At 67.1% G+C, this 20,718-nt stretch carries 23 protein-coding genes and 1 tRNA gene; 8 read left to right on the forward strand and 16 right to left on the reverse strand.

Going from position 1 to position 20,718, the window contains the following annotated elements; all coding sequences use genetic code 11:
* Nucleotide 1: 1 nt before the first annotated feature.
* The 7 genes from CTA01S_RS06870 to CTA01S_RS06900 form a co-directional block, all read right to left on the reverse strand.
* Nucleotides 2-634, reverse strand: a complete 633-nt coding sequence (locus CTA01S_RS06870; protein WP_019559899.1) for an L-threonylcarbamoyladenylate synthase — start codon at nucleotides 632-634, stop codon at nucleotides 2-4.
* A gap of 45 nt (nucleotides 635-679) precedes the next feature.
* A complete protein-coding gene (locus CTA01S_RS06875; protein WP_232301012.1) occupies nucleotides 680-1,642 on the reverse strand; it encodes a patatin-like phospholipase family protein in 963 nt (320 codons plus the stop codon).
* Between the two features lie 104 nt (nucleotides 1,643-1,746).
* A complete protein-coding gene (locus CTA01S_RS06880; RefSeq protein ID WP_019559901.1) occupies nucleotides 1,747-2,259 on the reverse strand; it encodes a copper chaperone PCu(A)C in 513 nt (170 codons plus the stop codon).
* A gap of 36 nt (nucleotides 2,260-2,295) precedes the next feature.
* Entirely contained in the window at nucleotides 2,296-3,627 is a 1,332-nt protein-coding gene (locus CTA01S_RS06885) for a PepSY-associated TM helix domain-containing protein (protein WP_062193688.1), read from the reverse strand.
* Between the two features lie 12 nt (nucleotides 3,628-3,639).
* Complete coding sequence (locus CTA01S_RS06890; protein ID WP_062193691.1) at nucleotides 3,640-5,916, reverse strand: TonB-dependent receptor; 2,277 nt, start codon at nucleotides 5,914-5,916, stop codon at nucleotides 3,640-3,642.
* Nucleotides 5,917-5,990: 74 nt separating this feature from the next.
* Nucleotides 5,991-6,398: a DUF2946 family protein gene (locus CTA01S_RS06895; RefSeq protein ID WP_062193695.1), complete on the reverse strand. Its 408-nt coding sequence runs from the start codon at nucleotides 6,396-6,398 to the stop codon at nucleotides 5,991-5,993.
* 63 nt (nucleotides 6,399-6,461) lie between these two features.
* A complete protein-coding gene (locus CTA01S_RS06900; protein ID WP_062193699.1) occupies nucleotides 6,462-6,941 on the reverse strand; it encodes an aminoacyl-tRNA deacylase in 480 nt (159 codons plus the stop codon).
* Nucleotides 6,942-7,195: 254 nt separating this feature from the next.
* Between CTA01S_RS06900 and CTA01S_RS06905 the strand changes: the two genes are divergently transcribed.
* Nucleotides 7,196-7,474, forward strand: coding sequence for an HU family DNA-binding protein (locus CTA01S_RS06905; protein WP_019559906.1), 279 nt, complete (start codon nucleotides 7,196-7,198; stop codon nucleotides 7,472-7,474).
* Between the two features lie 74 nt (nucleotides 7,475-7,548).
* Here the strand turns inward: CTA01S_RS06905 and CTA01S_RS06910 are convergent, their stop codons facing one another.
* Both CTA01S_RS06910 and CTA01S_RS06915 read right to left on the reverse strand, forming a co-directional pair.
* Nucleotides 7,549-8,469: a 5'-nucleotidase gene (locus CTA01S_RS06910; RefSeq protein WP_062193704.1), complete on the reverse strand. Its 921-nt coding sequence runs from the start codon at nucleotides 8,467-8,469 to the stop codon at nucleotides 7,549-7,551.
* 26 nt (nucleotides 8,470-8,495) lie between these two features.
* Nucleotides 8,496-9,011, reverse strand: a complete 516-nt coding sequence (locus CTA01S_RS06915) for a LapA family protein (protein WP_062193708.1) — start codon at nucleotides 9,009-9,011, stop codon at nucleotides 8,496-8,498.
* Nucleotides 9,012-9,139: 128 nt separating this feature from the next.
* Between CTA01S_RS06915 and CTA01S_RS06920 the strand changes: the two genes are divergently transcribed.
* The 4 genes from CTA01S_RS06920 (at nucleotide 9,140) to CTA01S_RS16415 (ending at nucleotide 11,698) form a co-directional block, all read left to right on the forward strand.
* Complete coding sequence (locus tag CTA01S_RS06920; protein ID WP_062193711.1) at nucleotides 9,140-9,457, forward strand: hypothetical protein; 318 nt, start codon at nucleotides 9,140-9,142, stop codon at nucleotides 9,455-9,457.
* A gap of 9 nt (nucleotides 9,458-9,466) precedes the next feature.
* The gene (locus CTA01S_RS06925; RefSeq protein ID WP_062193716.1) at nucleotides 9,467-11,035 is read left to right on the forward strand and encodes an SLC13 family permease; all 1,569 of its coding nucleotides are present in this window, start codon (nucleotides 9,467-9,469) and stop codon (nucleotides 11,033-11,035) included.
* A gap of 146 nt (nucleotides 11,036-11,181) precedes the next feature.
* Nucleotides 11,182-11,514, forward strand: coding sequence for a BON domain-containing protein (locus CTA01S_RS06930; protein ID WP_232301013.1), 333 nt, complete (start codon nucleotides 11,182-11,184; stop codon nucleotides 11,512-11,514).
* A 22-nt stretch (nucleotides 11,515-11,536) separates the two neighbouring features.
* Nucleotides 11,537-11,698 (forward strand): DUF1328 domain-containing protein, encoded by a 162-nt coding sequence (locus tag CTA01S_RS16415; protein WP_019559911.1) that lies wholly within the window; start codon nucleotides 11,537-11,539, stop codon nucleotides 11,696-11,698.
* A 69-nt stretch (nucleotides 11,699-11,767) separates the two neighbouring features.
* On the opposite strand, the gene CTA01S_RS06935 is transcribed toward CTA01S_RS16415, so the two are convergent.
* The gene (locus CTA01S_RS06935) at nucleotides 11,768-13,564 is read right to left on the reverse strand and encodes a SulP family inorganic anion transporter (protein ID WP_062194052.1); all 1,797 of its coding nucleotides are present in this window, start codon (nucleotides 13,562-13,564) and stop codon (nucleotides 11,768-11,770) included.
* A gap of 128 nt (nucleotides 13,565-13,692) precedes the next feature.
* Here CTA01S_RS06935 and CTA01S_RS06940 point away from each other — a divergent pair, with 128 nt between their 5' ends.
* Nucleotides 13,693-13,902 carry a hypothetical protein gene (locus CTA01S_RS06940; RefSeq protein WP_156824536.1) on the forward strand — a complete coding sequence of 70 codons (210 nt, stop codon included), beginning with the start codon at nucleotides 13,693-13,695 and terminating at the stop codon, nucleotides 13,900-13,902.
* Between the two features lie 4 nt (nucleotides 13,903-13,906).
* Here CTA01S_RS06940 and prmC read toward each other — a convergent pair whose 3' ends face one another.
* Genes prmC through hemA form a run of 3 tightly spaced genes read right to left on the reverse strand, consistent with a single transcriptional unit; the run spans nucleotide 13,907 to nucleotide 17,173 of the window.
* The gene (gene prmC, locus CTA01S_RS06945; RefSeq protein WP_062193719.1) at nucleotides 13,907-14,740 is read right to left on the reverse strand and encodes a peptide chain release factor N(5)-glutamine methyltransferase; all 834 of its coding nucleotides are present in this window, start codon (nucleotides 14,738-14,740) and stop codon (nucleotides 13,907-13,909) included.
* On the reverse strand, nucleotides 14,737-15,828 hold the full coding sequence (gene prfA / locus CTA01S_RS06950) for a peptide chain release factor 1 (RefSeq protein ID WP_062193722.1): 1,092 nt from the start codon (nucleotides 15,826-15,828) through the stop codon (nucleotides 14,737-14,739). Before prfA ends, prmC begins: the two co-directional genes overlap by 4 nt.
* 58 nt (nucleotides 15,829-15,886) lie before the next feature.
* Nucleotides 15,887-17,173, reverse strand: a complete 1,287-nt coding sequence (hemA, locus tag CTA01S_RS06955; RefSeq protein ID WP_062193725.1) for a glutamyl-tRNA reductase — start codon at nucleotides 17,171-17,173, stop codon at nucleotides 15,887-15,889.
* An 80-nt stretch (nucleotides 17,174-17,253) separates the two neighbouring features.
* Here hemA and CTA01S_RS06960 point away from each other — a divergent pair, with 80 nt between their 5' ends.
* Both CTA01S_RS06960 and CTA01S_RS06965 read left to right on the forward strand, forming a co-directional pair.
* Nucleotides 17,254-17,538 carry a hypothetical protein gene (locus CTA01S_RS06960; protein WP_019559920.1) on the forward strand — a complete coding sequence of 95 codons (285 nt, stop codon included), beginning with the start codon at nucleotides 17,254-17,256 and terminating at the stop codon, nucleotides 17,536-17,538.
* Complete coding sequence (locus CTA01S_RS06965; RefSeq protein WP_062193728.1) at nucleotides 17,531-18,706, forward strand: sensor domain-containing diguanylate cyclase; 1,176 nt, start codon at nucleotides 17,531-17,533, stop codon at nucleotides 18,704-18,706. The genes CTA01S_RS06960 and CTA01S_RS06965 overlap by 8 nt, the downstream gene beginning before the upstream one ends.
* A gap of 12 nt (nucleotides 18,707-18,718) precedes the next feature.
* Here CTA01S_RS06965 and miaB read toward each other — a convergent pair whose 3' ends face one another.
* The 3 genes from miaB to CTA01S_RS06980 form a co-directional block, all read right to left on the reverse strand.
* Nucleotides 18,719-20,086, reverse strand: a complete 1,368-nt coding sequence (miaB, locus tag CTA01S_RS06970) for a tRNA (N6-isopentenyl adenosine(37)-C2)-methylthiotransferase MiaB (RefSeq protein WP_062193731.1) — start codon at nucleotides 20,084-20,086, stop codon at nucleotides 18,719-18,721.
* Between the two features lie 12 nt (nucleotides 20,087-20,098).
* Nucleotides 20,099-20,482 carry a hypothetical protein gene (locus CTA01S_RS06975; protein ID WP_019559923.1) on the reverse strand — a complete coding sequence of 128 codons (384 nt, stop codon included), beginning with the start codon at nucleotides 20,480-20,482 and terminating at the stop codon, nucleotides 20,099-20,101.
* Between the two features lie 95 nt (nucleotides 20,483-20,577).
* Nucleotides 20,578-20,654, reverse strand: a tRNA-Met gene (locus tag CTA01S_RS06980).
* Nucleotides 20,655-20,718: the final 64 nt, after the last annotated feature.

The raw sequence follows: 20,718 nt of genomic DNA on the forward strand, positions 1-20,718 counted from the left end.
CTCACTGCGGCGCCAGCCCGAGCGACCGCGGATCACCCCGTCCTTGGCGCACCAGCACCGGTTCGTCGCCGCTGAGGTCGATCACCGTCGTGGCTTGGCCTGGGCAGGCCCCCGCGTCGACCACGGCCTGAATTTGTTTTTGCAGCCGCTGCCGGATCTCCTGCGGGTCGTTCATGGGTTCACTCTCGCCGGGGGCGATCAGTGTGGTGCCCAACAGAGGCTGGCCGAACACCTCCAGCAGCGCTTGCGTGACCCGGTGGTCGGGCACGCGCAGGCCGATGGTGCGCCGCGAGGGGTGCGATACCCGTCGCGGCACCTCCTTGGTGGCTTCCAGAATGAAGGTGTAGGGGCCCGGCGTGGCCAGCTTCAGCAGGCGATACTGCCGGTTGTCGACGCGGGCATGGCTGGCCAACTCCGACAGATCACGGCACAGCAGCGTCAGATGATGCTTGTCGTCCACCCCGCGGAGGCGGCGCAGCGCCTCGGCGGCGGCCTTGTCGTCCAAATGGCAGACCAGGGCGTAGCTCGAATCGGTGGGGATGGCCACGATGCCGCCGCGGTGCAGGATCTGCGCGGCCTGCTTCAGCAGCCGCGGCTGCGGGTCGTCGGGGTGGACTTCGAAGTACTGGGCCATGCGGGGAATTGTCGCTGCTGTGTCCAGCGGCTGTGGCTTGCGGCCTCAGAATCCCACCCCGGGGATCACCTCGCGAGCACGCTGCAGCGCTGCGCGCGCCCGCGCATGACCGAGCGCGATCATGCGTTCGGCGCAATGGAAGTCGAGCAAGCCGCAGGCATTGGCGGGGATCTCCACCAGGATGTCTGGCCGGTAGGCCGCGATCTGATAGCGGGTGATGCGGTCTTGCATGGCTTCCAGCGAGCGGCTGATGATGTCGAACGCATCGTCGGAGGGCTCGTCACTGCCACGGGCCAGGCCCAGGCTGTCACGGGTGCGCTCGATCCAGCGCTGCAAGGCCGTGCGTGGCGTCTGCGTGTGGGTGCCGTTGGCCTGCGGGTCGTTGCGCGCGCGTGGCAGTGGCGGCCCATTGAGCGAGACGGCGACGATGCGTTCGGTGCCATGCCGCAGGCTGGGGGCGATGGGCAGTGGGCTGAGCAGTCCGCCGTCGACCAGGGTCACGCCGCGACGCTCCAGGGGCGTGAACAGGCCCGGCACCGCGATCGAGGCGCGAATGGCCTCGAACAAGGAGCCTTCGTTCAACCAGACCTCGCGCCGACGCCGAATGTCCGATGCCACGGCCGTGAAGGGCAGCGGCAAGGTCTCGATGCGGGCATCGCCCACCAGTTCGGCCAGCTTCTTCATCAGGCGCTCGCCCTCGATCAGCCCACGCCGGGTGAAGGAAAAATCCATCAAGGCCCACACGTCGGAGCGCGACAGCCCACAGACCCAGTCGGTGTAGGCATCGAGCTTGCCGGCGGCGTACAGCCCGCCGATCAGCGCGCCGATGGAGCTGCCGGTGATGGAGTGGATGCGGTAGCCGCCGTCGTCGAGCAACGCACGGATCACGCCGATGTGCGCCAGGCCGCGCGCCCCGCCGCTGCCCAGCACCAATGCGACCGGAATGGACGGATCGACCGTCACGGCCGTCGAGACATCCGGCCTCTGGGTTTGTCGTGACGCAGACATGGGCACAGTATCGCCCAAGCACCCCGGCGGTGGGCTGGTCGCATGTCGGGGGAGTGCGGCCAGCACCCGAACGCTGCGGCCAGGCCGGCCGGTGTGCGCGACCCTCAATGCTTGTGGTGCCCCCCGCCGTGGGTGTCACGCTTGTCGGCTGCGGCATGCATCGCTTGCACCAGCACCTCCACGGTGACCGAGCCCGCCTTCTCGAAGGTGAGGACCAGCGGGAATTTGTCGCCGGCTTGTAGCGGGGCCTTCAGGCCCATCAGCATGATGTGCAAGCCGCCGGGTTGCAGCTTGACGGTTTGTCCGGCCGGGATGTCGATGGAGCCGACCTCGCGCATGCGCATGACATCGCCTTCTTGGTGCATGGAATGCAGTTCGGCGCGGGAGGCCCGGTCGGCCGGCGCTTGCACGCGCAGCAGCCGGTCGTCGCTGCGGCCGCGGTTGTCGATCGTCAGGAACGCGCCGCCGGCGCGTTGGCCGGGCACCGTGGCACGGGCCCAGGGATGGTCGATGTGCAGATCGCCGACGGTGTAGTCGTGCGCCAGGGCCGGTGCGGTCAGGGCGGCCAGCCATGCCGTCACGAGCAGGGCGCGGCGGATCGAAGACATGGGTGTCATGAGAGCTCCTTTGAACAAAAGATCGAAACAGGCGGGTCAGGCCGTCATGGGAAACCGGCGTCGCCGCAAAAGCGCCAGCCCAACTTCACAGGCGGCGTAAATCGACAAACTCCAAGCAAACACGGGCTGGGCCCAGGCCAGGCCCCCCAACAGCGCCCACACGCCCCAAGGCACGGCGCGCCAACCCTCTGCGACCCGCGGCGGGGCGGCCATCCATCGGCCCGGCGGGCGGCGCAACCAGGCCATGCGCAGGCCCGAGACGACCGCTGCGATGCAAGCCAAGGCCACCAGCACCAGCACGAGCTGATTCCACAGCCCAAACTCACCGCGGTGAAACGGAATGCCCACCGCGGTGGCACGGGCCAACAGGGGCATCTCGTCCCAGCCAGCGGCGAACAAGACTTCGCCACGATACGCATCCAAGGCCAGCACGAAGCGGCGCGTGGGCTGGCTGCGATCGAAATTCTCGATGCGCCACACCCCCTGTGGACCGTGGGGAGGCGTGATCATCATCGCGATGTCGGGGGCCTGCGCGCGCGCGGCCTCGTAGGCGGCTTGCCAGCTCAGCATGCCCCGGCCATCGGCCGGCAAGGCGCTGCCGAGGTCGGCCGGCGGACGCGGCGCGGCTTGTCCCAACGCATGCTGAGCGGCCCGGAAGCGCTGGCCCGTGTGGGCCGACCAGGTCAGGCCGGTCAACACGATCACCCCCAGGACCACACTCATCCCCAGCCCCACACGGGTGTGCCATCGGCGCCAGCGCAGCCGCGGCGCGGGGCTGAGGGAGGCAGGCTGCGCCACGGCCGGCGGCCGGCGGCGGGGCCACCACATCGCCAAGCCCGTGATCAGCAGCAGCAACAGCCAACTGGCGGCCAACTCGATGATCCAGCGCCAGCCTTCGCCTTGCAGCAGCGAGGCATGCAGCTTGCGCGCCCAGTTGCGGTAGCGCTGCAGTTCATCGAGCGCGCCCACCACCTCGGCGGTGTGGGGGTTCACATAGACGATGCGCCCCGACGGCAAGCCATCGGTGGCCGGTGGGGCGGCCGGATCGGCGCCGAAGTGCACCTGTGTGGTCTGGCCGGGCCGGTGGGCCGGAACGACGAAGCGCAAAGGTCTGTTGGCTTCCACGGCCCGTGCCGCGGCCACCTGATCATCCAGCCGGCGCACCGTGTCGGCCGGCGGCACCCGGTCCACCGAGGCATGCCGCCAGGCCTCCATCTGCGGTGTGATTACATACGAGAGCCCGGTCAGCGCGGCCAACACGACCAAGGGCGCCATGACCAGACCGGCCCAGAAATGCAGCCGCCAAAACATCCGCTCCAGCGCCGTGCGCGCCTGCGGGCCCGTGGCCCATGACGAAAGAGGCTTCATCGAGGTCTCCGGTCAATGCGACCAACGCAGCTCGGTGTGCAGCGTGCGCCCTGGGTAGGGATGGAATTGCCAGGCGCGCTGATCGGTCAGGTTGTCGATGCCAAGGGCCCATTCGAGCTTGGGCTGCAGTTTCACACTGGCGCGCCAGTCCAGTTGCCGGACCCGCGAGACGCCGCCGTACACATCGGGGTTGACATCGAGGTTGTAGACATCGTTGTACGCTCGGCCGCTGTAGCGCAGACCCAGGCTGGTGCGCCAGCGGTCGTTGGGGCGCCAGCTGACCAAAACCGCCCCGCGCGACTTGGGCACGCGCAGCCAGTACTTGCCCACACTGGCCGGGTCGCGCGTATTGGCCGTGATGATGCTGCGCGTGAAGGCCAGATGAGCTTCGAGGTCCAGCCCCCGCAGCCCCACGTCCTGCTGCGCCCACTCCAATTCGATGCCGCGCGTGCGCACCCGATCCACGTTGGACACGCGAGTCACGCTGGGCGTGACCGTGGCATCGGTTTGACGCAGGATGGCGTCTTTCACCCAGTCCTGGAACACCGACACCCGCAGCCTGTGCGCCGCGCCGCTGTGTTGTGCCGACAGCTCCAAGGCGTTGGAGCGCTCGGGTTGAAGATCAGGGTCGCTCACGATGACGCTGCTGCCGGTGGCCGTGCCGTTGTACAGCTCCTCCACGTTCGGAAAACGCACCCCCCGGCCTGCGCTGAACTTCAGCAGCCAATCGGATGTGGCCCACCAGGCCAGCGAGGCCTTGGGCGAGCGGCCGCTCAGACTGCGCGGCTCGTAGACGGTGAGCACGCCATTGGAGGCCAGCTGTTCACCCTCGTCCGCACGGAAGTGCTCCAGTCGCAGCCCCAGCGTCAGCTGCAGATCCTCGCGCAGCGTCCATACGTCTTGGGCATACACGGCCGTGATGTCGGTGCGGCCCCGGTAGTACTGTGCCAAGGTGCCGGTGCCTTGCCGCCAATCGCCGAGAGAGTCCACCGTTTGATCCAGGCGATAGCCGTTGCGATGCAAGCCCAAGGTCAGGGCGTGCCGGCCGTTGCCAAAGTCGCCTGCCACCGGCGTGTACGACGCCTGCGCTTCCACGGTGTACCAGCCTGTGCCCGCGCGGCGCGTGAGCGAGCCGGGCCCGCCCAGTGCCGCCACCGGGTCGGGCTGCGTGGCCTGGCGCGCATCGTCCCGCGCGATGTGGTAGCGCGAAGCCACGAGCGAACCGTTCCAACCCGTGGCGTGCTCGGTCTTGAGCGTAAAGCCAGCCTGCCAATGGGCTTCGTCACGCTGCGAAGGCGCAAACGCCGTGGCCGGCAGGGTGAACTGGTACGTTCCGTCGGTGACGGTGCCCGACCACACCGCATTGCCGTTGGCATCGCGCAAGAAGGTGTGGTTGCGCGTGCTCGAGTCGTTCACCCAGTGCGCGATGAAGCCGCTGGCCTGCAGCGTCGGCGTCAGCGCTTGACCGAGCTGCAACTTGATCGTGTGCTGCTCGGTGCGGTCGATGGCGCCGCTGCTGGCGCCGAACACGGCCCGGGGGCGTCCCAGCGGGTCGGTGTCATACCGAATGCCGGTGACGGGCGTGCCCGACGTCCCCGGCGTGAACGTGGTGCTGGTGTAGTACTGCATCGGCTGCGAGGTGCTGTCCTGGTGGTTCAGGTGCAGCGCGTACCAGCGTCCGTCGTCCAGCCGCGCAGCGATGCGTGCGCTGAGCTGATGACCATCGTGATGGTCACCGTGACCATAGGCCGAGAACCACTGACGGTGTCCACCCAGCCGGGCTGAGGCTTCGAGGCGCTGAGGCGCTCGTTCGTGCACCACCACCGTGGTGCCGATGGAGTTGCCCGGGTACAGCGCGGAGTACGGCCCGTAAAGCACATCCACACGCTCGATGGACTCCGGCGTGAGCATGTTCCAGCGCGGCGCATCGAAACGCCCGAGGAAATTCGACAGCAAGTAGCCATCCACATACACCAGCGCGCGTGAAGGTTGCAAGGGGCCGAAGTTGCGTCCGCCTATCAGCGCGTTGCGGTCGCCGATATAGCGTTTGCGGAGGGTGGTTGACGGGACGTAGCGCAGCGCGTCCTCGGGATTGACCAGGTTCTGGTCGCGCAGCTGCTCGGCCGTCTTGGTGGCTGTGGAGGCCGGCAACGTGGGGTCCAGCTCGATGCGCTGTCCGGTGACCCGCACCGGTTCGAGCGATGTGTCGGTGGCCACCCCTTGCGCCAAGGCGAGTGAGGCGGGCGCCGCGGCAAGCAACGCCACGGCAGGCAAGGCAAAAGCTTTCACGAAGATTCCTGAACGAAATGACCAGACAGGGGCGTGCCGCTCGAGATGGCGGGAGCCACGGGGGCAAAGTCGTTTCAGCTCAGGACGGGAGGGGCGTGATGCAGCCACACGGCCCATTGGGCCGCTGCATCCAAGACAGGACGTGGCGGCGCGGTGGCCGGCGGAGGCAGTCCTTCGGTGTAGAACCGGCTTGGCAGGGTCCAGACCAGGCCCGGCGCGGCATGAGCGACCAAGCTGGCCAGCACGCAATGCTCCCCGGAGGCGGCCACGGCGTCGGCGTGAGAATCTTCCGGGTCGGCGGAGTCGTCCAGCACCTGCCCGCGGTCATCCAGCACCACGGTCTTCACCCCGTAGACCGTGCAGACCTCCACCAGCGTCTTGCCCTGGGCCTGTGCAGCGCCTACGGCCAACCATGGCAAAGCCGCCTTGAGCACCAGCATCAAGGCCAGCCAGCACAGACTCAGTGGGCGGGGGGGCGACATCGGCCGCGATTATGCCTCAGCCAGCGGCCCGGGCTCCGGGATCGTCCAGCACTCGAGAGTGCATCAATGCCGCGTCGGCTCGCAGATCGGGCCATGGGGCTGCGCACGCATCAACTCATGGAAGGTCTGGTGATTCAGGCGCATGAGCCGCTCGTGATCGCCCCCTTCGATCCACACTTCGTCCAGACGTTCCAATTCGTCATCGACCACCGTCGGCACACCCCAGGCCATGCCCACGGGGGGCAGGGCGCCCAAGTCGCAGTCATCGAAGAGCTCGGCAATGCGGGCCTCGTTGGCCAGATGGAGATCCGGCCGTCCGAGCATGCGGGCCACCGCGCCGACCTGGACCCGGCAGTCGGCCGGCACCACGGCCATCACGCAGCCCTCATCGTCTTCGAGCAAGACCGGCTTGGCCAAATGGTGGGCTGGTACCTGCGCACTGCGAGCGGTTTCGGCACTGGAGCGGCTGTGGACATGGGCCAGCACCTCGTAACGGGTGCCCCGCTGTGCAAGATAGTGGTAGAGGCGGGTGGGAATGGGCATGGCGACCTCCACGACGGCGAACTCAGCGGCCGGGCGCCGCCAGGGCGCCGTTGCGGCGCATGCGGCAGTGTGCGTCGGCCGTGGCGGGGCCGGAAGGCAAGGCCCTGTTTCCAACCAGGTCATCGCAGCAGCCCGCCTGTGATGGCACTTGTCACAGTTTGTCGTTCTCCACCGGGACCGATTCATGCCATAGTGCGGCCCTCGTTCCCCGCCGGGGTCGGCGGGGTGGGACTTCAACCTGAGGACTTTGATTGATGACGAAATCCGATCTGATCGATGCAATCGCGGCCGATGCCGATGTGAGCAAGGCGTGCGCCCAGCGCATGCTGGACGCCGTGGCCCAGCGCATCACCCAAGCGCTGGCCCAAGGCCAGACCGTGGCCTGGGCCGGCTTTGGCACGTTCGCCGTCTCCGAGCGTGCCGCCCGCACGGGCCGCAACCCGCGCACTGGCGAGGAGATCCAGATCGAGGCCTCCAAAGCGGCCAAGTTCAGCGCCGGCAAGGCCTTGAAGGACGCGCTCAACGGTCGCTGAACCGTCGGCCTGCCGCCTCGAAGGCCGGGGGCGCTGCGTGGGCGCCCCGAGGCCGCCACGCCGCCGGCGGGGCGCTACACGCCAGAGGACGCCACATTGGTGACACCAAAGGCCACGTGCCCCGCAGGCACATGCGTCGCGGCGTTTTCGACATGGCGCATCTGGTCGTCGAAAAAGAAGTCGGGCTCGAATTCACGCAGGAACGGGCCCTTGGGCAAGCCGCCGAGAAACATGGCTTCATCGACTTCGATGTTCCAGTCCATCAGGGTGCGGATGGCCCGCTCGTGGGCCGGAGCGCTGCGGGCGGTGACCAAGGCCGTGCGGATGCGCATGGCCGGGGTGCCCTCGCGCTGCAGACGATGCAGGGCCTCCAGCAGCGGCTTGAACGGCCCGGCGGGCAGTGGCGTGGAGGCTCGGTGGCTTTCGTGGGCTTGAAAGGCGTCCAGGCCATTGTTCTGGAACACCTGTTCGGCCTCGTCGGAAAACAGCACCGCGTCGCCGTCGAAGGCGATACGCACCTCGCTGGGGTGAGCGTCCGAGGCGCGGGCCGATTGTGGATAGACCCGCGCGGCCGGGAAGCCCGCATCGAGCGCGGCGCGCACATCGGCCTCGTTGGCTGACAGGAACAGGTGGGCGTTGAGCGGGCGCAAGTAGCGGTACGGCGATTGGCCGCGCGTGAAGACCCCGCGCTGGATCGGCAAGCCGTAATGCTGGGCCGAGCGGAACACGCGCATGCCCGAGACCGGATCGTTGCGCGAGAGGATCACCACTTCCACGCGCGGCGCCGCCCCAGGGCGGCCGCGGTTGAAGGCCAGCAGCTTGTTCACCAGCGAAAACGCCACGCCGGGGCGGGCCGGTACGTCCAGCCGCTGCAGCTGCAATTGCATGTAGCTGCGGTCGTCTTGCGCTTCGAACAGTTGGTTTTCTTCTTCGAAGTCGAACAATGCGCGTGAGGAGATGGCCACCACGAGCTGGCCGTCCAGGGGTCCGGGCATGGCAGGTCAGGGGGTCGAGTGAGGTTTCAGGGGCTGCTCGTCGTCGAGACGATCGCACTGGGGTTGGCTTGGGCTTGTCGGTCGAGTTTGTCTTCGATTTCACCCAAGGCCGCGGCCAGGCCGTTGCCGTTGTCGTTGATCGCTTGGCGCAAACCTTCATCGAGACGGCGGGTTTGCGCCACCACCTCGCCCGAGACGGTGGACAGGTCCTGACGCAGCGTGGACAGTTCTTGTTCGAGCCATCGGCGCAGCTCGGTGTAGCGTGAGGCCTCCGCCTTCTCGGCCAGATCGCGTTGCGCGCGCGCCTCGTGCATCAGGCGGCGGGCGTCGGACAGGCGCTGGGCCTGCATCACCGCAATGTAGGTCAGGAAGGCCACGGCCTCCACCGCCAGAAAGGCGAGCAGGACAAGGCCCAGCGGGGCCTCCGCTTCGGCTACCAACAGGTTGATCTGCGTGGGAGCCACGATGGCGGGCCAGTTCAAGGCGGCGAACAGCGCGATCAACGTCAGCATCAGGCCGAGCAGGACGGTACGCAGGGACATGAACGATTCCTCCAGGCTGATGGCGCCCGCTCTCCGGGTGGCAGCGCTCGGACGCAATCATGGCATCCTTTGGGGGCTGGTGGCCGCCGTGGGGGGCCGCAGAGCCAAAAGAAGGCGGAGGACTTTCCATGGATCTGTTGTCGCTCTTGGCTATTCACGGCTTGTCGGGGCACGGCGTGGTGATCTGTCTGTTTACCTTGGCGGTGTTCGTGGTGTTCGTGCTGGACCGCCTACCCGTCGCGTCGGTCTGTCTGGGCATCCTGGTGTTCCTTCCGGTGTTCTTCACGCTTTTTCCCATGCCGTTGTCCGGCAGCGAGACGCTCGATGTGAGCCGCTTCTACGCGGGTTTCGGGCATCCGGCGCTCGTGGCGATCTGCTCGCTCATGGTGATTGGGCATGCGCTTGTCGTCACCGGGGCCCTGGAGCCAGCGGCGCGGCGCCTGTGAGGATTGGTGGTGCAGCGGCCCTTCCTCGCCCTGGCCGTGGTGCTCTTGGCTGCGGCCGGCGCCAGCGGCTTCGTCAACGACACGCCCGTGGTGGTGCTGCTGCTGCCGCTGCTGATTGCTGCGGCGCATCGTGCCAAGACGTCGGCGGCGGGCATGTTGATGCCGATGAACTACGCGGTGCTCATCGGCGGCATGGCCACGACCATCGGCACGTCGACCAACCTCATCGTGGTCAACCTCGCGCAGCAGCTGGGCCTGCCGGCGATCGGCATGCTCGACTTCTATCCGATCGTGGCGACGGCAGCCGTGCCTGCCTTGCTTTATCTCTGGCTTGTGGCACCGCGTCTCCTGGCCAGCGTCAAGGGAAACGAGGCCATCGAAACGCAGGAGGCCTTCGATGCCGAGATTTATGTCGAGCCGGGCTCCTGGCTTGAAGGCAAGCGTTTGGGTGAGGTCATCGAGACGACCGAGGGGCGCATGCGGGTGCTAGAGGTGCGTGACGAGCGCGGGCGCTCGCGCGTGAAGCTGCCCACCTCCAAGCTGCGGGCAGGAGACCGGCTCGTGCTGCAGGACACGGTGGCGAATCTGAAGGAATTCGAGACCGTGCTCAAGGCCAGCCTGCACGGTCTGGAAGACGATGAGGAGGAGCGCTCCAATGAGAATGCCTCTGCGTCGCCGGATGAGCAAAAGGACACAAAGACCCGCCGCCGGGCCTCGGCGATCGTGGCGCAGATGGTGATCACGGCGCAATCGCCCCTGGTGGGACGCACCGTGCGGCAGATGCGCCTGGGCGATCGCTACCAGATCGCGGTGCTGGGGGTGCGGCCGGGCCGCACGCCCCAGGCGAACTGGTCGCGCAAGGAATTGGCCGATCGGCAGCTCTACGCCGGCGACGTGCTGTTGCTCCAGGGGCCGATTCAGGAGATGCAGGAGGCACAGCGTGACGGCTTTGGTCTGCTGCTCGATTCCCGACATGTGCTGCCCCGGCAGGACAAGGCGTGGATCGCCCTGCTGACGTTGGGCGCAACGGTGGCGCTGGCGGTCACGAAGATCCTGCCGATCGAGGTGGCGGCCATGGGCGGGGTGATCGTGCTGCTGGCTGCGGGCGCCCTGAGCTGGCGTGACATCGGCGCCTCACTGTCGATGAAGGTTGTCATGCTTGTTGCCGCCAGCCTGGCCCTGGGCGATGCGCTGATGGCCACGGGGGGCACGGAGTTTCTGGCCTCCCAGCTCGTCACGATGGCCAACGTGCTGGAGCCTCGCTGGGTGCTCGTGGGGCTGATGAGCCTGATGGGTCTGCTCACGAACTTCGTGTCGAACAATGCGGCCGCAGCCATCGGCACGCCGCTGGGGTTTGAGATGGCGCGCCAGCTGGGTGTGCCGCCCGAGCCCTATGTGCTGGCCGTGCTGTTCGGATGCAACCTGTGCTATCTCACGCCGATGGGATACCAAACCAACCTGCTCGTGATGAATGCGGGCGGTTACCGTTTCGGTGACTTCGTTCGTGTGGGGGCGCCGCTGTTCCTCATCATGTGGCTGGGCCTGAGTGCGGCGCTTGTCTGGCGCTACGGGCTGTAGAAATATGTAACGCCTGTCGGTCGATGCCGACAGGTGCGCAAGCCACCAGCCGACAGGCATCGCAGACCCGTAGTCCTAGAGTTCACTCACGGCCTTCGAACATGAGGCTGGCTGCAACTCAACAAATGAACTTGAAGGAACACACCATGCAAGCGAGCCAACTGTTGCGCATCACGGCCCTGTCGGTGGCGTTGGGCGCCACCATCGGCACCATCGGCTGCTCGGCGACGCCCACCCAGGCGAGTGCCGGTGAGGTGATCGACGATGCGTGGATCACCACCAAGGTCAAGGCGGCTTTCGTCGAGGACAAGATCGTCAGTGCGCTGAACATCCAGGTCGAGACGTTCCGCGGCACCGTGCAGCTCAGCGGCTTTGCCAACAGCGCGGCCGAGGTGCAGCGCGCCGGCGAAATCGCCAGCGGCATCCAGGGCGTGAAGGCGGTGAAGAACGACATCCGACTGAAGCAGTCGGTGAGCTGATCACCGTCAAAGGAGAACGACCATGCTGCACTACGCTGCCGTTTTTTTCGTCATCGCCCTGATCGCGGCCGTCTTCGGTTTCGGTGGCATCGCCGCCGGTGCCGCGGGCATTGCCAAGATCCTGTTCTTCATCTTCCTCATCGGCTTTGTCGTGTCGCTGGTGATGGGGCTGATCAAACGCTAGCCGCGTTCCTGACGACACCACGGACCGGCCCGCCCTGCGCGGGCCGTTCTTCTTTACGGCGACGCCGGCTCACTGGTCCAGTTGGCTGCATTCCCAGAAGATGCGCGCACGGCATGTGCGGCAGATCTGCGGGTCCAGGGTTTGGAAGATGCGGGCGATGGCGGTGCGCTTGTCCGGGTGGATGTGGTCCGGCCCCAGGGCGTCGAGGAAGCCGGTGCGCTCCCACATCTCCAGCACTTGCGGGCGGGGCCGGTGGAAGTGCAAGTCGCCTCCCATGGCGCGCCGGGCGGCCAGTTCGGCGTGCCACAGCTCGGCACCGGCCAGGTCGATGAAATTCATGCTCTTGGCCATGACCAGCAGGTGTTTGGGGGCGTTGGGCGCGGTGCGCAAGGCGTGCAGGGTGTCGGCCACGTGCTGGGTGGCGCCGAAATAGATCGACCCCTCCATGCGGAGCAGTTTGACTTGCGGGCATTCGGGCAGCGCGCCTTCGGGGTGTCCGTCGATCACCTCGAAATGGCGCCCTTCGTCCATCGACATGAAGCCCATCGTGCGCATCGCCGGCCGTGCCGTGCGATACAGGTAGCTCATCAGCGAGGTGATGGTGCCCAGCAGGATGGCGACCTCCAAGCGAAGGCTGACCGTTGCCGCGAGGGTGAGCGCAGCGATGCCGAATTCCGTGCGGTTGAGCAGGTACAGACGGCGCCAGCGGGGCAGGTCCAGCAGCGTCCAGGCCACCAGCAGCAGCAAGCCTGCGATGGCCGCCATCGGGATCAGCGCCAGCACCGGTGCCGTGAAGGCCACCAAGCCCATCAGCAGCACGGCCGAAAACACCGCCGCCAGAGGCGTGCGCGCGCCGGCTTCCAGGTTGGGCATGGAGCGGTTGAGCGATCCGCAACTCACGTACGATGAAAAAAAGCCGCCAATGAGGTTGGACAGGCCCTGCCCAAGGAATTCACGGTTGGCATCGATGCGCTGCCCCGAGCGTTGCGCGACTGCCTTGGCGATCGAGATCGACTGACCCAGGGCCACGATGGTCAGTGCGGCGGCCAAGCCCAGCAGCTCGGGCAGTTTCGACCAGTCCACGGCCGGGACCGCGAAGACCGGCCACGCTCCCGGAATGGCTCCCACCACCTCGACGGGGGGCCAGCCGAACGCCGCGGCATGCCGGTTCAGCCCCGTGGCCAGCAGCGTGCCGGCGGCCAGTCCCACCAGCATGTGCGGCCAGCGCGGCTGGAGGCGGCGCAGCCCCAGGGCCGCCAGCAGCGTGACGGCTCCCACCGCCAAGGCCGTCAGCTGCGCCTCACTGGCCTGGCGCACCAGGTGGGTCAGCACGGCCGAGGCGCCGTGGCCCGGCGGCGCAGGCAGGCCCATCAGATCAGGCAGTGCGTACAGGGCGATCAGCAGCGCTGCGCCGCTGGTGAAGCCCAGCAGCACCGACGGCGCAATGAAGTTGGCGATCGAGCCCAGCCGCAAGGCGCCCACCAGCGTTTGCATCAGGCCCACGAGCACCGTCACCGCCAGTGCGAGTTGGATGTACGGCGGCGTGCCAGCGGCCGCCAGCGGGCTGAGCATGGTGTACAGCGCCACGGAGTTCGCATTGGTCGGGCCTGACATCACATGCCGGCTCGAACCGGCCAGCGCCGCCACGATGCATGGCACGATGGCCGTGTACAGGCCGTACTGCGGCGGCAGGCCCGCCAGGGTGGCGAATGCAATGCCCTGCGGCAGCACCAGCAGGGCCCCCAGCAGGCCGGCCAGGCCATCGGCGCGCAAGGAGGCGGGGCTCACGTCATGGACCCAGTCGCCCAGCACGCGGGCCAGCCGTCGCTGCCAAGGCGCGGGATGCGAGCTCACGGAAGGGGGCATGGACAGTGTGACATGTTGCACTTGGCAGGACCGGCCGGCCTCGCTAGATTATCGGCCGGCACGTCGGACCCGGCGCAGGCCCGGCGACCCACCGATCCATGATGCGCAATGTGTCTGATCGAGCCTCGATGTGGAGAGTGTGCTTTCTCAACGGCAGCCCACGTCGCCTGTCCACGGCTGACAAAGGCCCTTGGCACCCGGACGAGCAGCGCGTGCGTCAGTGGGCGCAATGGTTCCAACAGCGCGGCTACCGCGTGGCCGTGCAGCACAGCAACGGGGATCTGTTCGAAGGCGACCGTCTGATCGGCAACGTGATGGGGGGGCGCTTCAGGGGCTGAAGCCTCAGTGCCACCGCCCTGCGGTGCAACGCCGGTGGCCCGCCAGGTCTCGGCGGCTGTCCACGGCCTCGAACCCGCCTTGGCGCAGCAAGGCCTGCACGGCATCGGCCTGGTCGTGGCCATGCTCCAGCAGCAGCCAGGCGCCGCTGCGCAGATGCGCGCCCGCACCAGCGATGATCGTGCGCAGGGCCGCCAACCCATCCTGTCCGGCGGTGAGCGCTAACGTGGGTTCGTGCGCGAGGTCGGCCAAATGCGGGTCACCCTCGGCGACATAAGGCGGGTTGCTCACGACCAGATCGAACGGCGCTTCACCGGCAGGCAGGGCCTGCCACCAAGACCCCTGGAACGTGCGCAGTGACAGCCCCAGGCGGTGCGCATTGGAGACGGCCACGGCCAGCGCGGGTGCGCTGAGGTCGACCGCGCTGAGCTGCGCATCGGGCCGCTCGTGAGCCAGGGCCAGGGCAATGGCGCCACTGCCGGTGCCCAGGTCGAGCACGCGCGGCGCATGGCAACCATGCAGGAGCTCCAGCGCCCAGTCGACCAGCACTTCGGTGTCGGGCCGCGGCACCAGCACATCGGGGCCGACCTGCAACATCAGCCCATAAAACTCTTTGCGCCCCAGCAGATAAGCCACGGGCTCGCCGGCGCGGCGTCGCTGCAGCCAATGACGAAAGCGCTGCAGCGTCGGCCCATCCAGCGTGTCGGTGTCGTGTGCCCGCAGCCAGGCGCGCGCATCTTGCTCGCCCAGCTGCAGCGCCTCGGCCAACAGCAATTGGGCATCGAGCCGGTCGATGCCCAGGGCCGCGGCCTCTTGAAGGGCTTGGGCCACCGTGCTCATTCGATCCCCATCTCTTGCAGCAAGTCGGCCACCTGCTGAGCCTGACGAGCACTGCGCAGGGCCTCGATCACCTCGTCGAGATCGCCGTCCATCACGGCGCCCAACTTGTACAACGTGAGGTTAATGCGGTGATCGGTGAGCCGCCCTTGCGGAAAGTTATAAGTGCGGATGCGGTCGCTGCGGTCGCCGCTGCCGATCAGACTCTTGCGCGTGGCCGCTTCCTTGGCGGCGCGCTCGGCGCGTTCTTTCTCACGCAGCCTTGCCGCCAGCATGGCCATGGCCTTGGCCTTGTTGCGATGTTGCGAGCGGTCGTCCTGGCACTCGGCCACCAAGCCAGTGGGCAGATGCGTGATGCGGATGGCCGAATCCGTCTTGTTCACATGCTGCCCGCCAGCGCCGCTGGCGCGAAACGTGTCGATGCGCAGCTCGGCCGGATCGAGCCGGATCTCCTCGGCTTCATCCGGTTCGGGCAACACCGCCACCGTGCAGGCGCTGGTGTGGATGCGTCCTTGCGCTTCCGTGGCCGGCACGCGCTGCACACGGTGGCCGCCCGATTCGAAGCGCAAGTGCCCATAGACCTCCTCGCCTTCGATGCGCACCACCACCTCTTTGTAGCCTCCCAGGTCGGATTCGCTGGCCGAGAGGATCTCGCTGCGCCAGCCGCGACGCTCGGCATAGCGCAGGTACATGCGCAGCAAATCGGCCGCGAAGAGCGCCGATTCATCCCCTCCGGTGCCGGCACGAATTTCCAGGAAGGCCGGTCGTGCGTCATCGGGGTCGCGCGGCAGCAAGGCTCGCTGCAGCTCGGCCTCCAAGCGCTGCAAGTCGGCCTGCGCTTGCGTGATCTCTTCAGCGGCCAGGTCTGCCAATTCCGGATCGGCCAGCATCTCGCGGGCTGCGGCCAGATCCCGTTCGCGTTGCAGATAGCGGCGATAGCGCTCGGCCAGCGCCGAGACCTCGCTGTGCTCGCGTGTCAGATCCCGAAAGCGGGTGATGTCGGCCACCACGTCCGGGGCGGCCAGCACGGCATCCAAGTCTTGCAGGCGTTGCAAGGTGCGGTCGAGTTGCTGGCGCAGGGCGTCTTTCATGGGGCGGGCGGATGGAGAGGGGCGGGCCATGGCGCGGCCCGGGCGCAGGTCCGCCGGGCTAGCGCTTGCCTTGACGGCTGGGGTCGGTGGAGGCGCGGCGCAGGAACAGGCGCGAGACCGTCTCGGCCAACTGTTGGCGATGCTTGGGGTCGGCGCTGTGCAGCTCGGCCAAGGCTCCGTGCAGCATTTTGTTGGCCATGCCCCGTGACAGCGCCTCCAGCACGGCCTCGACATCTTCGCCCCGGGCCAAGGCCTTGCGTGCCCGAGCGATTTCGATGCGGCGCCACTCATCGGCCTGGGCATTCAAAGCCTGGATCAGTGGCACGCTGGCGCGTTGATCCAGCCAGTGCACGAAGCTTTGCACACCGGTTTCGATGATGGCCTCGGCCTGAGCCACGGCGGCTTGGCGCTTCTCGCCGGCGGTTTGCACTACGGCGCTCAGATCGTCCACCGTGTACAGGTAGACGTCGTCGAGCTGGGCCACTTCGGGCTCGATGTCGCGCGGCACGGCCAAGTCCACCATGAACATGGGACGGTGCTTGCGCAGCTTCAACGCGCGCTCGACCGCCCCCAGGCCGATGATCGGCAGCGAACTGGCCGTGCAAGACACCACCACGTCGAACTCAGCCAGGCGGCTGGGCAACTCGGCCATGCGCATGGCCTCGGCGCCGAAATGAGCGGCGAGTTTCTCGCCACGTTCGAGCGTGCGGTTGGCCACGGCCATGGCCTTGGGCTTTTTGGCCGCAAAGTGGGTGGCCGCCAGCTCGATCATCTCGCCGGCACCGACGAAGAGCACCTTGACTTCGCGCAGGTCCTCGAAAAGCTGGCCGGCCAAACGCACGGCTGCGGCGGCCATGCTGATCGAATGCGCTCCGATCTCGGTGGAGGTGCGGACCTCTTTGGCCACGGCGAACGAGCGCTGGAAGAGTTGATGCAGCGTCGTGCCCAGCGTGCCGGCCGCGTCGGCTTGACGCACCGCCTGCTTCATCTGGCCCAAGATTTGCGGCTCACCGAGCACCATGGAGTCCAGCCCGCTGGCCACCCGGAAGGCATGGCGCGCGGCGTGCCCGCCTTCGAGCACGTAGGTGTGGTGCCGAAGCTGGCTGGCACTGACTCCACCCAACTGGGCGAACCACTCCAGCGTGGGGTCCACCACTTCGGGCGAGGCAGCGCAGTACAGCTCGGTGCGGTTGCAGGTGGAGACGAGCGCCGCCTCCCGGGTCTGGTGCAAGCGATCGCGCAATTGGCGCAGCAGCCCAGGCAGTTGCTCGGGCGTGAACGCAAAGCGGCCGCGCAGGTCCAGCGGCGCGCTCGTATGGTTCAGGCCCAGGGCAATGACGCTCATGGGCTCGATTATAAAATTTGACGCTTTGGCTCGCAGCCTGCGGACGACGAGCCGTTCTTGACGCATATCAATCGTCCTCCATGGGTTTCCTCGACGCCCTGTGGCATCTGCTCAATCTGTTCGCACCGGCCCTGGGCTTGGCGGCGATCGCCACGGCGCTGAGCAAGTGCTTGTGGTGGCGCCAGCTGCGTGGCGTGGCCTGGGCGCGGCTGCTGGGGTGGAGTGCGGCAGGCGCCACGGTGGCTTTGTTGGGAGGGCTCGTTCTGTGGGGGGCTGACGGTCGCATGGCCACCTATGCCGCGATGGTGTTCGCCACGGCCGTGGCCTTGGCCTGGGCCGGCTTTGGTGGACGCCGCGATGCCTGAGCTGGATCTGCTGTGGCTCGGGCTGTTCCTGGGCGTGGCGGCCATGGCCTTGGCCTACGCCAGCGGCGAGGCGTTGATGCGCGGCGATGCGGTCAATGCCTGGTATGCCCTGCATGTCGTGATGATGGTGCTGTACCAAGGGGTGCAGCTGGGCTACGCCGATGGGTTGGACGCGGGGCACGATGCCGGCATGCGCGAGGCCGTGCGCTTGATGGCTGGCGCCTTGTTGGCGGCGGTCAGTCTTCTGTTCGCACGGCGCTTGCTGCCCCGCGCTCTGGGAGACCGGCGGGCCGACCGCTGGGCGGTGGTGGTGGCCGCCGTCGGTGTGGCGCTGACGGCCGGCTACCTGGCATGGCCGGAGCTGGCCCGAGAGCCCACGGTGGTGCTGGCGCAGCGGGCGTATTACCTGTTGGCTTTGTCGTCGGTGATATTCCTGCTGTGGGCCTTGCGCGGCGTGCGCTTGCCCTACATCGGTTGGTATGCGGCGGCTTTCCTGTCGGTGGCGGCTGGCCTGGCGCTGGCTGCGGCGGCCGAGCGTGGCTGGCTGCCGGCGCAGGGCGGATGGGAGCGCTACGGCATGCTCGCCGGCGCCGGGCTGGAAATCCTGATCCTCACTTATGCCTTGAACTTCAGCGCCCGCGACTTGTCGCGTGGCCCCGGCGAGCGCCGCCACGGCGCCCGCCTGGACCGTTGGACCGGCCTGCTGCACGGCGGCGAGCTGCCGGGCCTGTTGATGTCGCTGTCGGTGCGTTCGCTGCGCATGAACACCGCTGGCGCAGTGGTCATGCTGCGCCTGGCCAATCTGGAGGACCTGCAGCGCGCCCATGGATCCGAAGTGACCGAGGCCGTGATGAAGGCGTGCGCCCGCGTGCTGCGCGAGGCCTGCAGCCCGGGCGACCTGCCCTTGCGCTTGGACGACGCGCGCTTCGTGGTGGTGCTCGAGCAGGTGCAAAGCCGGTCCGAGGCTCATGCGCTGGCCCAGCGCATCCTGGAGCTGGGCCTGCGGCATCATCCTGAGCTGCCGCCGCTGGAACGGCTGCATTGGCATGCGGCCGTGGCCTGCATTCCGCAGGATCTCAAGGGCAAGCCGCAAACCTTGATCGAACGTCTGGACCAGGCCGTCGCCCAGATCCGTCGCGGCAGCGGCGCGCTGATTCGCAGTCTGTGATGCCCGCGGGCTTCAGGCGCTGGTCGCGACTTCTTTCACCAGCACCTCGCCGCGCAGCGAGTGCGGCAAGGCCGCGGTGATCCGCACATCGATCATTTGGCCGATCAGGCGGGCGGCGTTCGGGCCGCCGGGGAAGTTGACGATGCGGTTGCATTCGGTGCGGCCCATCAGTTCGTTCGGATCTTTCTTCGACGGGCCTTCGACCAGGATGCGCTGGACCGTGCCCACGCGGCTTTCGCTGATGCGCCGCACATGCGCCTCCAGGGTGGCTTGCAAGCGTTGCAAGCGCTGCAGCTTCACCTCCTGCGGGGTGTCGTCGTGCAAGGCCGCTGCCGGCGTGCCAGGGCGGGGGCTGAACACGAAGCTGAAACTCGCATCGAAGCCGACGTCCTCGACGAGCTTCATCAGCTTGGCGAAGTCCTCCTCGGTCTCGCCGGGAAAGCCCACGATGAAGTCGCTCGACAGGCTGATGTCTGGCCGCATGGCGCGCAGCTTGCGGATGGTGCTCTTGTATTCCAACGCGGTATAGCCGCGCTTCATCGCTGCGAGGATGCGGTCCGAGCCATGTTGCACGGGCAGGTGCAAGTGATTCACGAGCTTCGGCACCTTGGCATACACGTCGATGAGGCGCTGCGTGAACTCGTTGGGGTGGCTCGTGGTGTAGCGGATGCGTTCGATCCCCGGAATGTCGGCCACATACTCCAGCAGCAGCGCGAAATCGGCGATTTCGGTGGTGTCGCCCATCTTGCCGCGGTAGGCATTGACGTTTTGCCCCAGCAGCGTCACCTCCTTGACGCCTTGGTCGGCCAGGCCAGCCACTTCGACCAGCACATCCTCGAAGGGGCGGGAGACTTCCTCGCCCCGGGTGTATGGCACCACGCAATAGCTGCAATACTTGGAGCAGCCTTCCATGATGGAGACGAAGGCCGAAGCGCCTTCCACGCGCGCCGGCGGCAGATGGTCGAACTTCTCGATCTCCGGGAAGCTGATGTCCACCTGCGGGCGATTCTGGGATTCACGGCGTGCCAGCATCTCCGGCAGGCGGTGCAGGGTTTGCGGCCCGAAGACCACGTCCACGTACGGGGCGCGCTCGATGATGGCGGCACCTTCCTGGCTGGCCACGCAGCCGCCCACGCCGATCTTCACCCCTTTTTTCTTCAGGTGCTTGATGCGGCCGAGGTCGGAGAACACCTTCTCCTGCGCTTTTTCGCGCACCGAGCAGGTATTGAAGAGGATGAGGTCGGCCTGTTCGGGATCGTCGGTGGGCTCATAACCTTGGGCTGCGGCGAGCACGTCGGCCATCTTGGCCGAGTCGTATTCGTTCATTTGGCAGCCAAAGGTCTTGATGTACACCTTCTTGGGGGCGGTGGCACGGCTCATGGCCCTTCTCCTTCAGCGCGGGGTCCAGGTTTGAGAGATGGGCTCGAACTGCCAGCGGCTGGCTTCCTCGGCCGTGCGCGGCCAGGGCTTTTTGAGTTCGTCGTCTCGCAAGATCCAGACGTCTTTGACGAAACCTTGGGTGTCCAGCGTGTAATGGACCATCGCTTTGGTGCCGATCAAGGAGCCGGACAGCACCAGCAAGTTGTTCGTGCCGCGGATGCGTGAAGCCGGCACCATGCGGGCCGGCTTGCCGTTGAGCAGGACTTCGGGCGGCTGTCCGAACACCATCTCGCCACGCAAGGCCGTGGCAGGGAACTGGCGCGCCACGACGGCCTGGGCCTGGGCGACGAGGGTGGCGGCCGACAGGGTCAGGCCGATGAGCACACAGCGAAACATGGTGTAGATCCAGTGGCTGTCAGGGTGCTGCGCAGTATGGACCACGGCAGCGCAAAACGAAAACGGCCCCAGTGGAAGAACTGGGGCCGAACATCTGGTGGCGCTTCAGGGACTCGAACCCCGGACCTGCGGATTATGATTCCGTCGCTCTAACCGACTGAGCTAAAGCGCCAAGAGCCTGCCATTATAAGCCGATATCCGATGACTTGCCAAGTGGCCTTCCGGGCTCAGCGCTC

It is taken from the genome of Caldimonas taiwanensis NBRC 104434 (assembly GCF_001592165.1).
Lineage (GTDB): Bacteria > Pseudomonadota > Gammaproteobacteria > Burkholderiales > Burkholderiaceae_C > Caldimonas > Caldimonas manganoxidans.

Bases quoted from the DNA above. Each gene is read 5' to 3' on its own strand.
- CTA01S_RS06870 (WP_019559899.1), bottom strand. From the start codon at position 634: ATGGCCCAGTACTTCGAAGTCCACCCCGACGACCCGCAGCCGCGGCTG.
- CTA01S_RS06875 (WP_232301012.1), bottom strand. From the start codon at position 1,642: ATGTCTGCGTCACGACAAACCCAGAGGCCGGATGTCTCGACGGCCGTG.
- CTA01S_RS06880 (WP_019559901.1), bottom strand. From the start codon at position 2,259: ATGACACCCATGTCTTCGATCCGCCGCGCCCTGCTCGTGACGGCATGG.
- CTA01S_RS06885 (WP_062193688.1), bottom strand. From the start codon at position 3,627: ATGAAGCCTCTTTCGTCATGGGCCACGGGCCCGCAGGCGCGCACGGCG.
- CTA01S_RS06895 (WP_062193695.1), bottom strand. From the start codon at position 6,398: ATGTCGCCCCCCCGCCCACTGAGTCTGTGCTGGCTGGCCTTGATGCTG.
- CTA01S_RS06900 (WP_062193699.1), bottom strand. From the start codon at position 6,941: ATGCCCATTCCCACCCGCCTCTACCACTATCTTGCACAGCGGGGCACC.
- CTA01S_RS06905 (WP_019559906.1), top strand. From the start codon at position 7,196: ATGACGAAATCCGATCTGATCGATGCAATCGCGGCCGATGCCGATGTG.
- CTA01S_RS06910 (WP_062193704.1), bottom strand. From the start codon at position 8,469: ATGCCCGGACCCCTGGACGGCCAGCTCGTGGTGGCCATCTCCTCACGC.
- CTA01S_RS06915 (WP_062193708.1), bottom strand. From the start codon at position 9,011: ATGTCCCTGCGTACCGTCCTGCTCGGCCTGATGCTGACGTTGATCGCG.
- CTA01S_RS06920 (WP_062193711.1), top strand. From the start codon at position 9,140: ATGGATCTGTTGTCGCTCTTGGCTATTCACGGCTTGTCGGGGCACGGC.
- CTA01S_RS06930 (WP_232301013.1), top strand. From the start codon at position 11,182: ATGCAAGCGAGCCAACTGTTGCGCATCACGGCCCTGTCGGTGGCGTTG.
- CTA01S_RS16415 (WP_019559911.1), top strand. From the start codon at position 11,537: ATGCTGCACTACGCTGCCGTTTTTTTCGTCATCGCCCTGATCGCGGCC.
- CTA01S_RS06935 (WP_062194052.1), bottom strand. From the start codon at position 13,564: ATGCCCCCTTCCGTGAGCTCGCATCCCGCGCCTTGGCAGCGACGGCTG.
- CTA01S_RS06940 (WP_156824536.1), top strand. From the start codon at position 13,693: ATGTGGAGAGTGTGCTTTCTCAACGGCAGCCCACGTCGCCTGTCCACG.
- prmC (WP_062193719.1), bottom strand. From the start codon at position 14,740: ATGAGCACGGTGGCCCAAGCCCTTCAAGAGGCCGCGGCCCTGGGCATC.
- prfA (WP_062193722.1), bottom strand. From the start codon at position 15,828: ATGAAAGACGCCCTGCGCCAGCAACTCGACCGCACCTTGCAACGCCTG.
- hemA (WP_062193725.1), bottom strand. From the start codon at position 17,173: ATGAGCGTCATTGCCCTGGGCCTGAACCATACGAGCGCGCCGCTGGAC.
- CTA01S_RS06960 (WP_019559920.1), top strand. From the start codon at position 17,254: ATGGGTTTCCTCGACGCCCTGTGGCATCTGCTCAATCTGTTCGCACCG.
- CTA01S_RS06965 (WP_062193728.1), top strand. From the start codon at position 17,531: ATGCCTGAGCTGGATCTGCTGTGGCTCGGGCTGTTCCTGGGCGTGGCG.
- miaB (WP_062193731.1), bottom strand. From the start codon at position 20,086: ATGAGCCGTGCCACCGCCCCCAAGAAGGTGTACATCAAGACCTTTGGC.
- CTA01S_RS06975 (WP_019559923.1), bottom strand. From the start codon at position 20,482: ATGTTTCGCTGTGTGCTCATCGGCCTGACCCTGTCGGCCGCCACCCTC.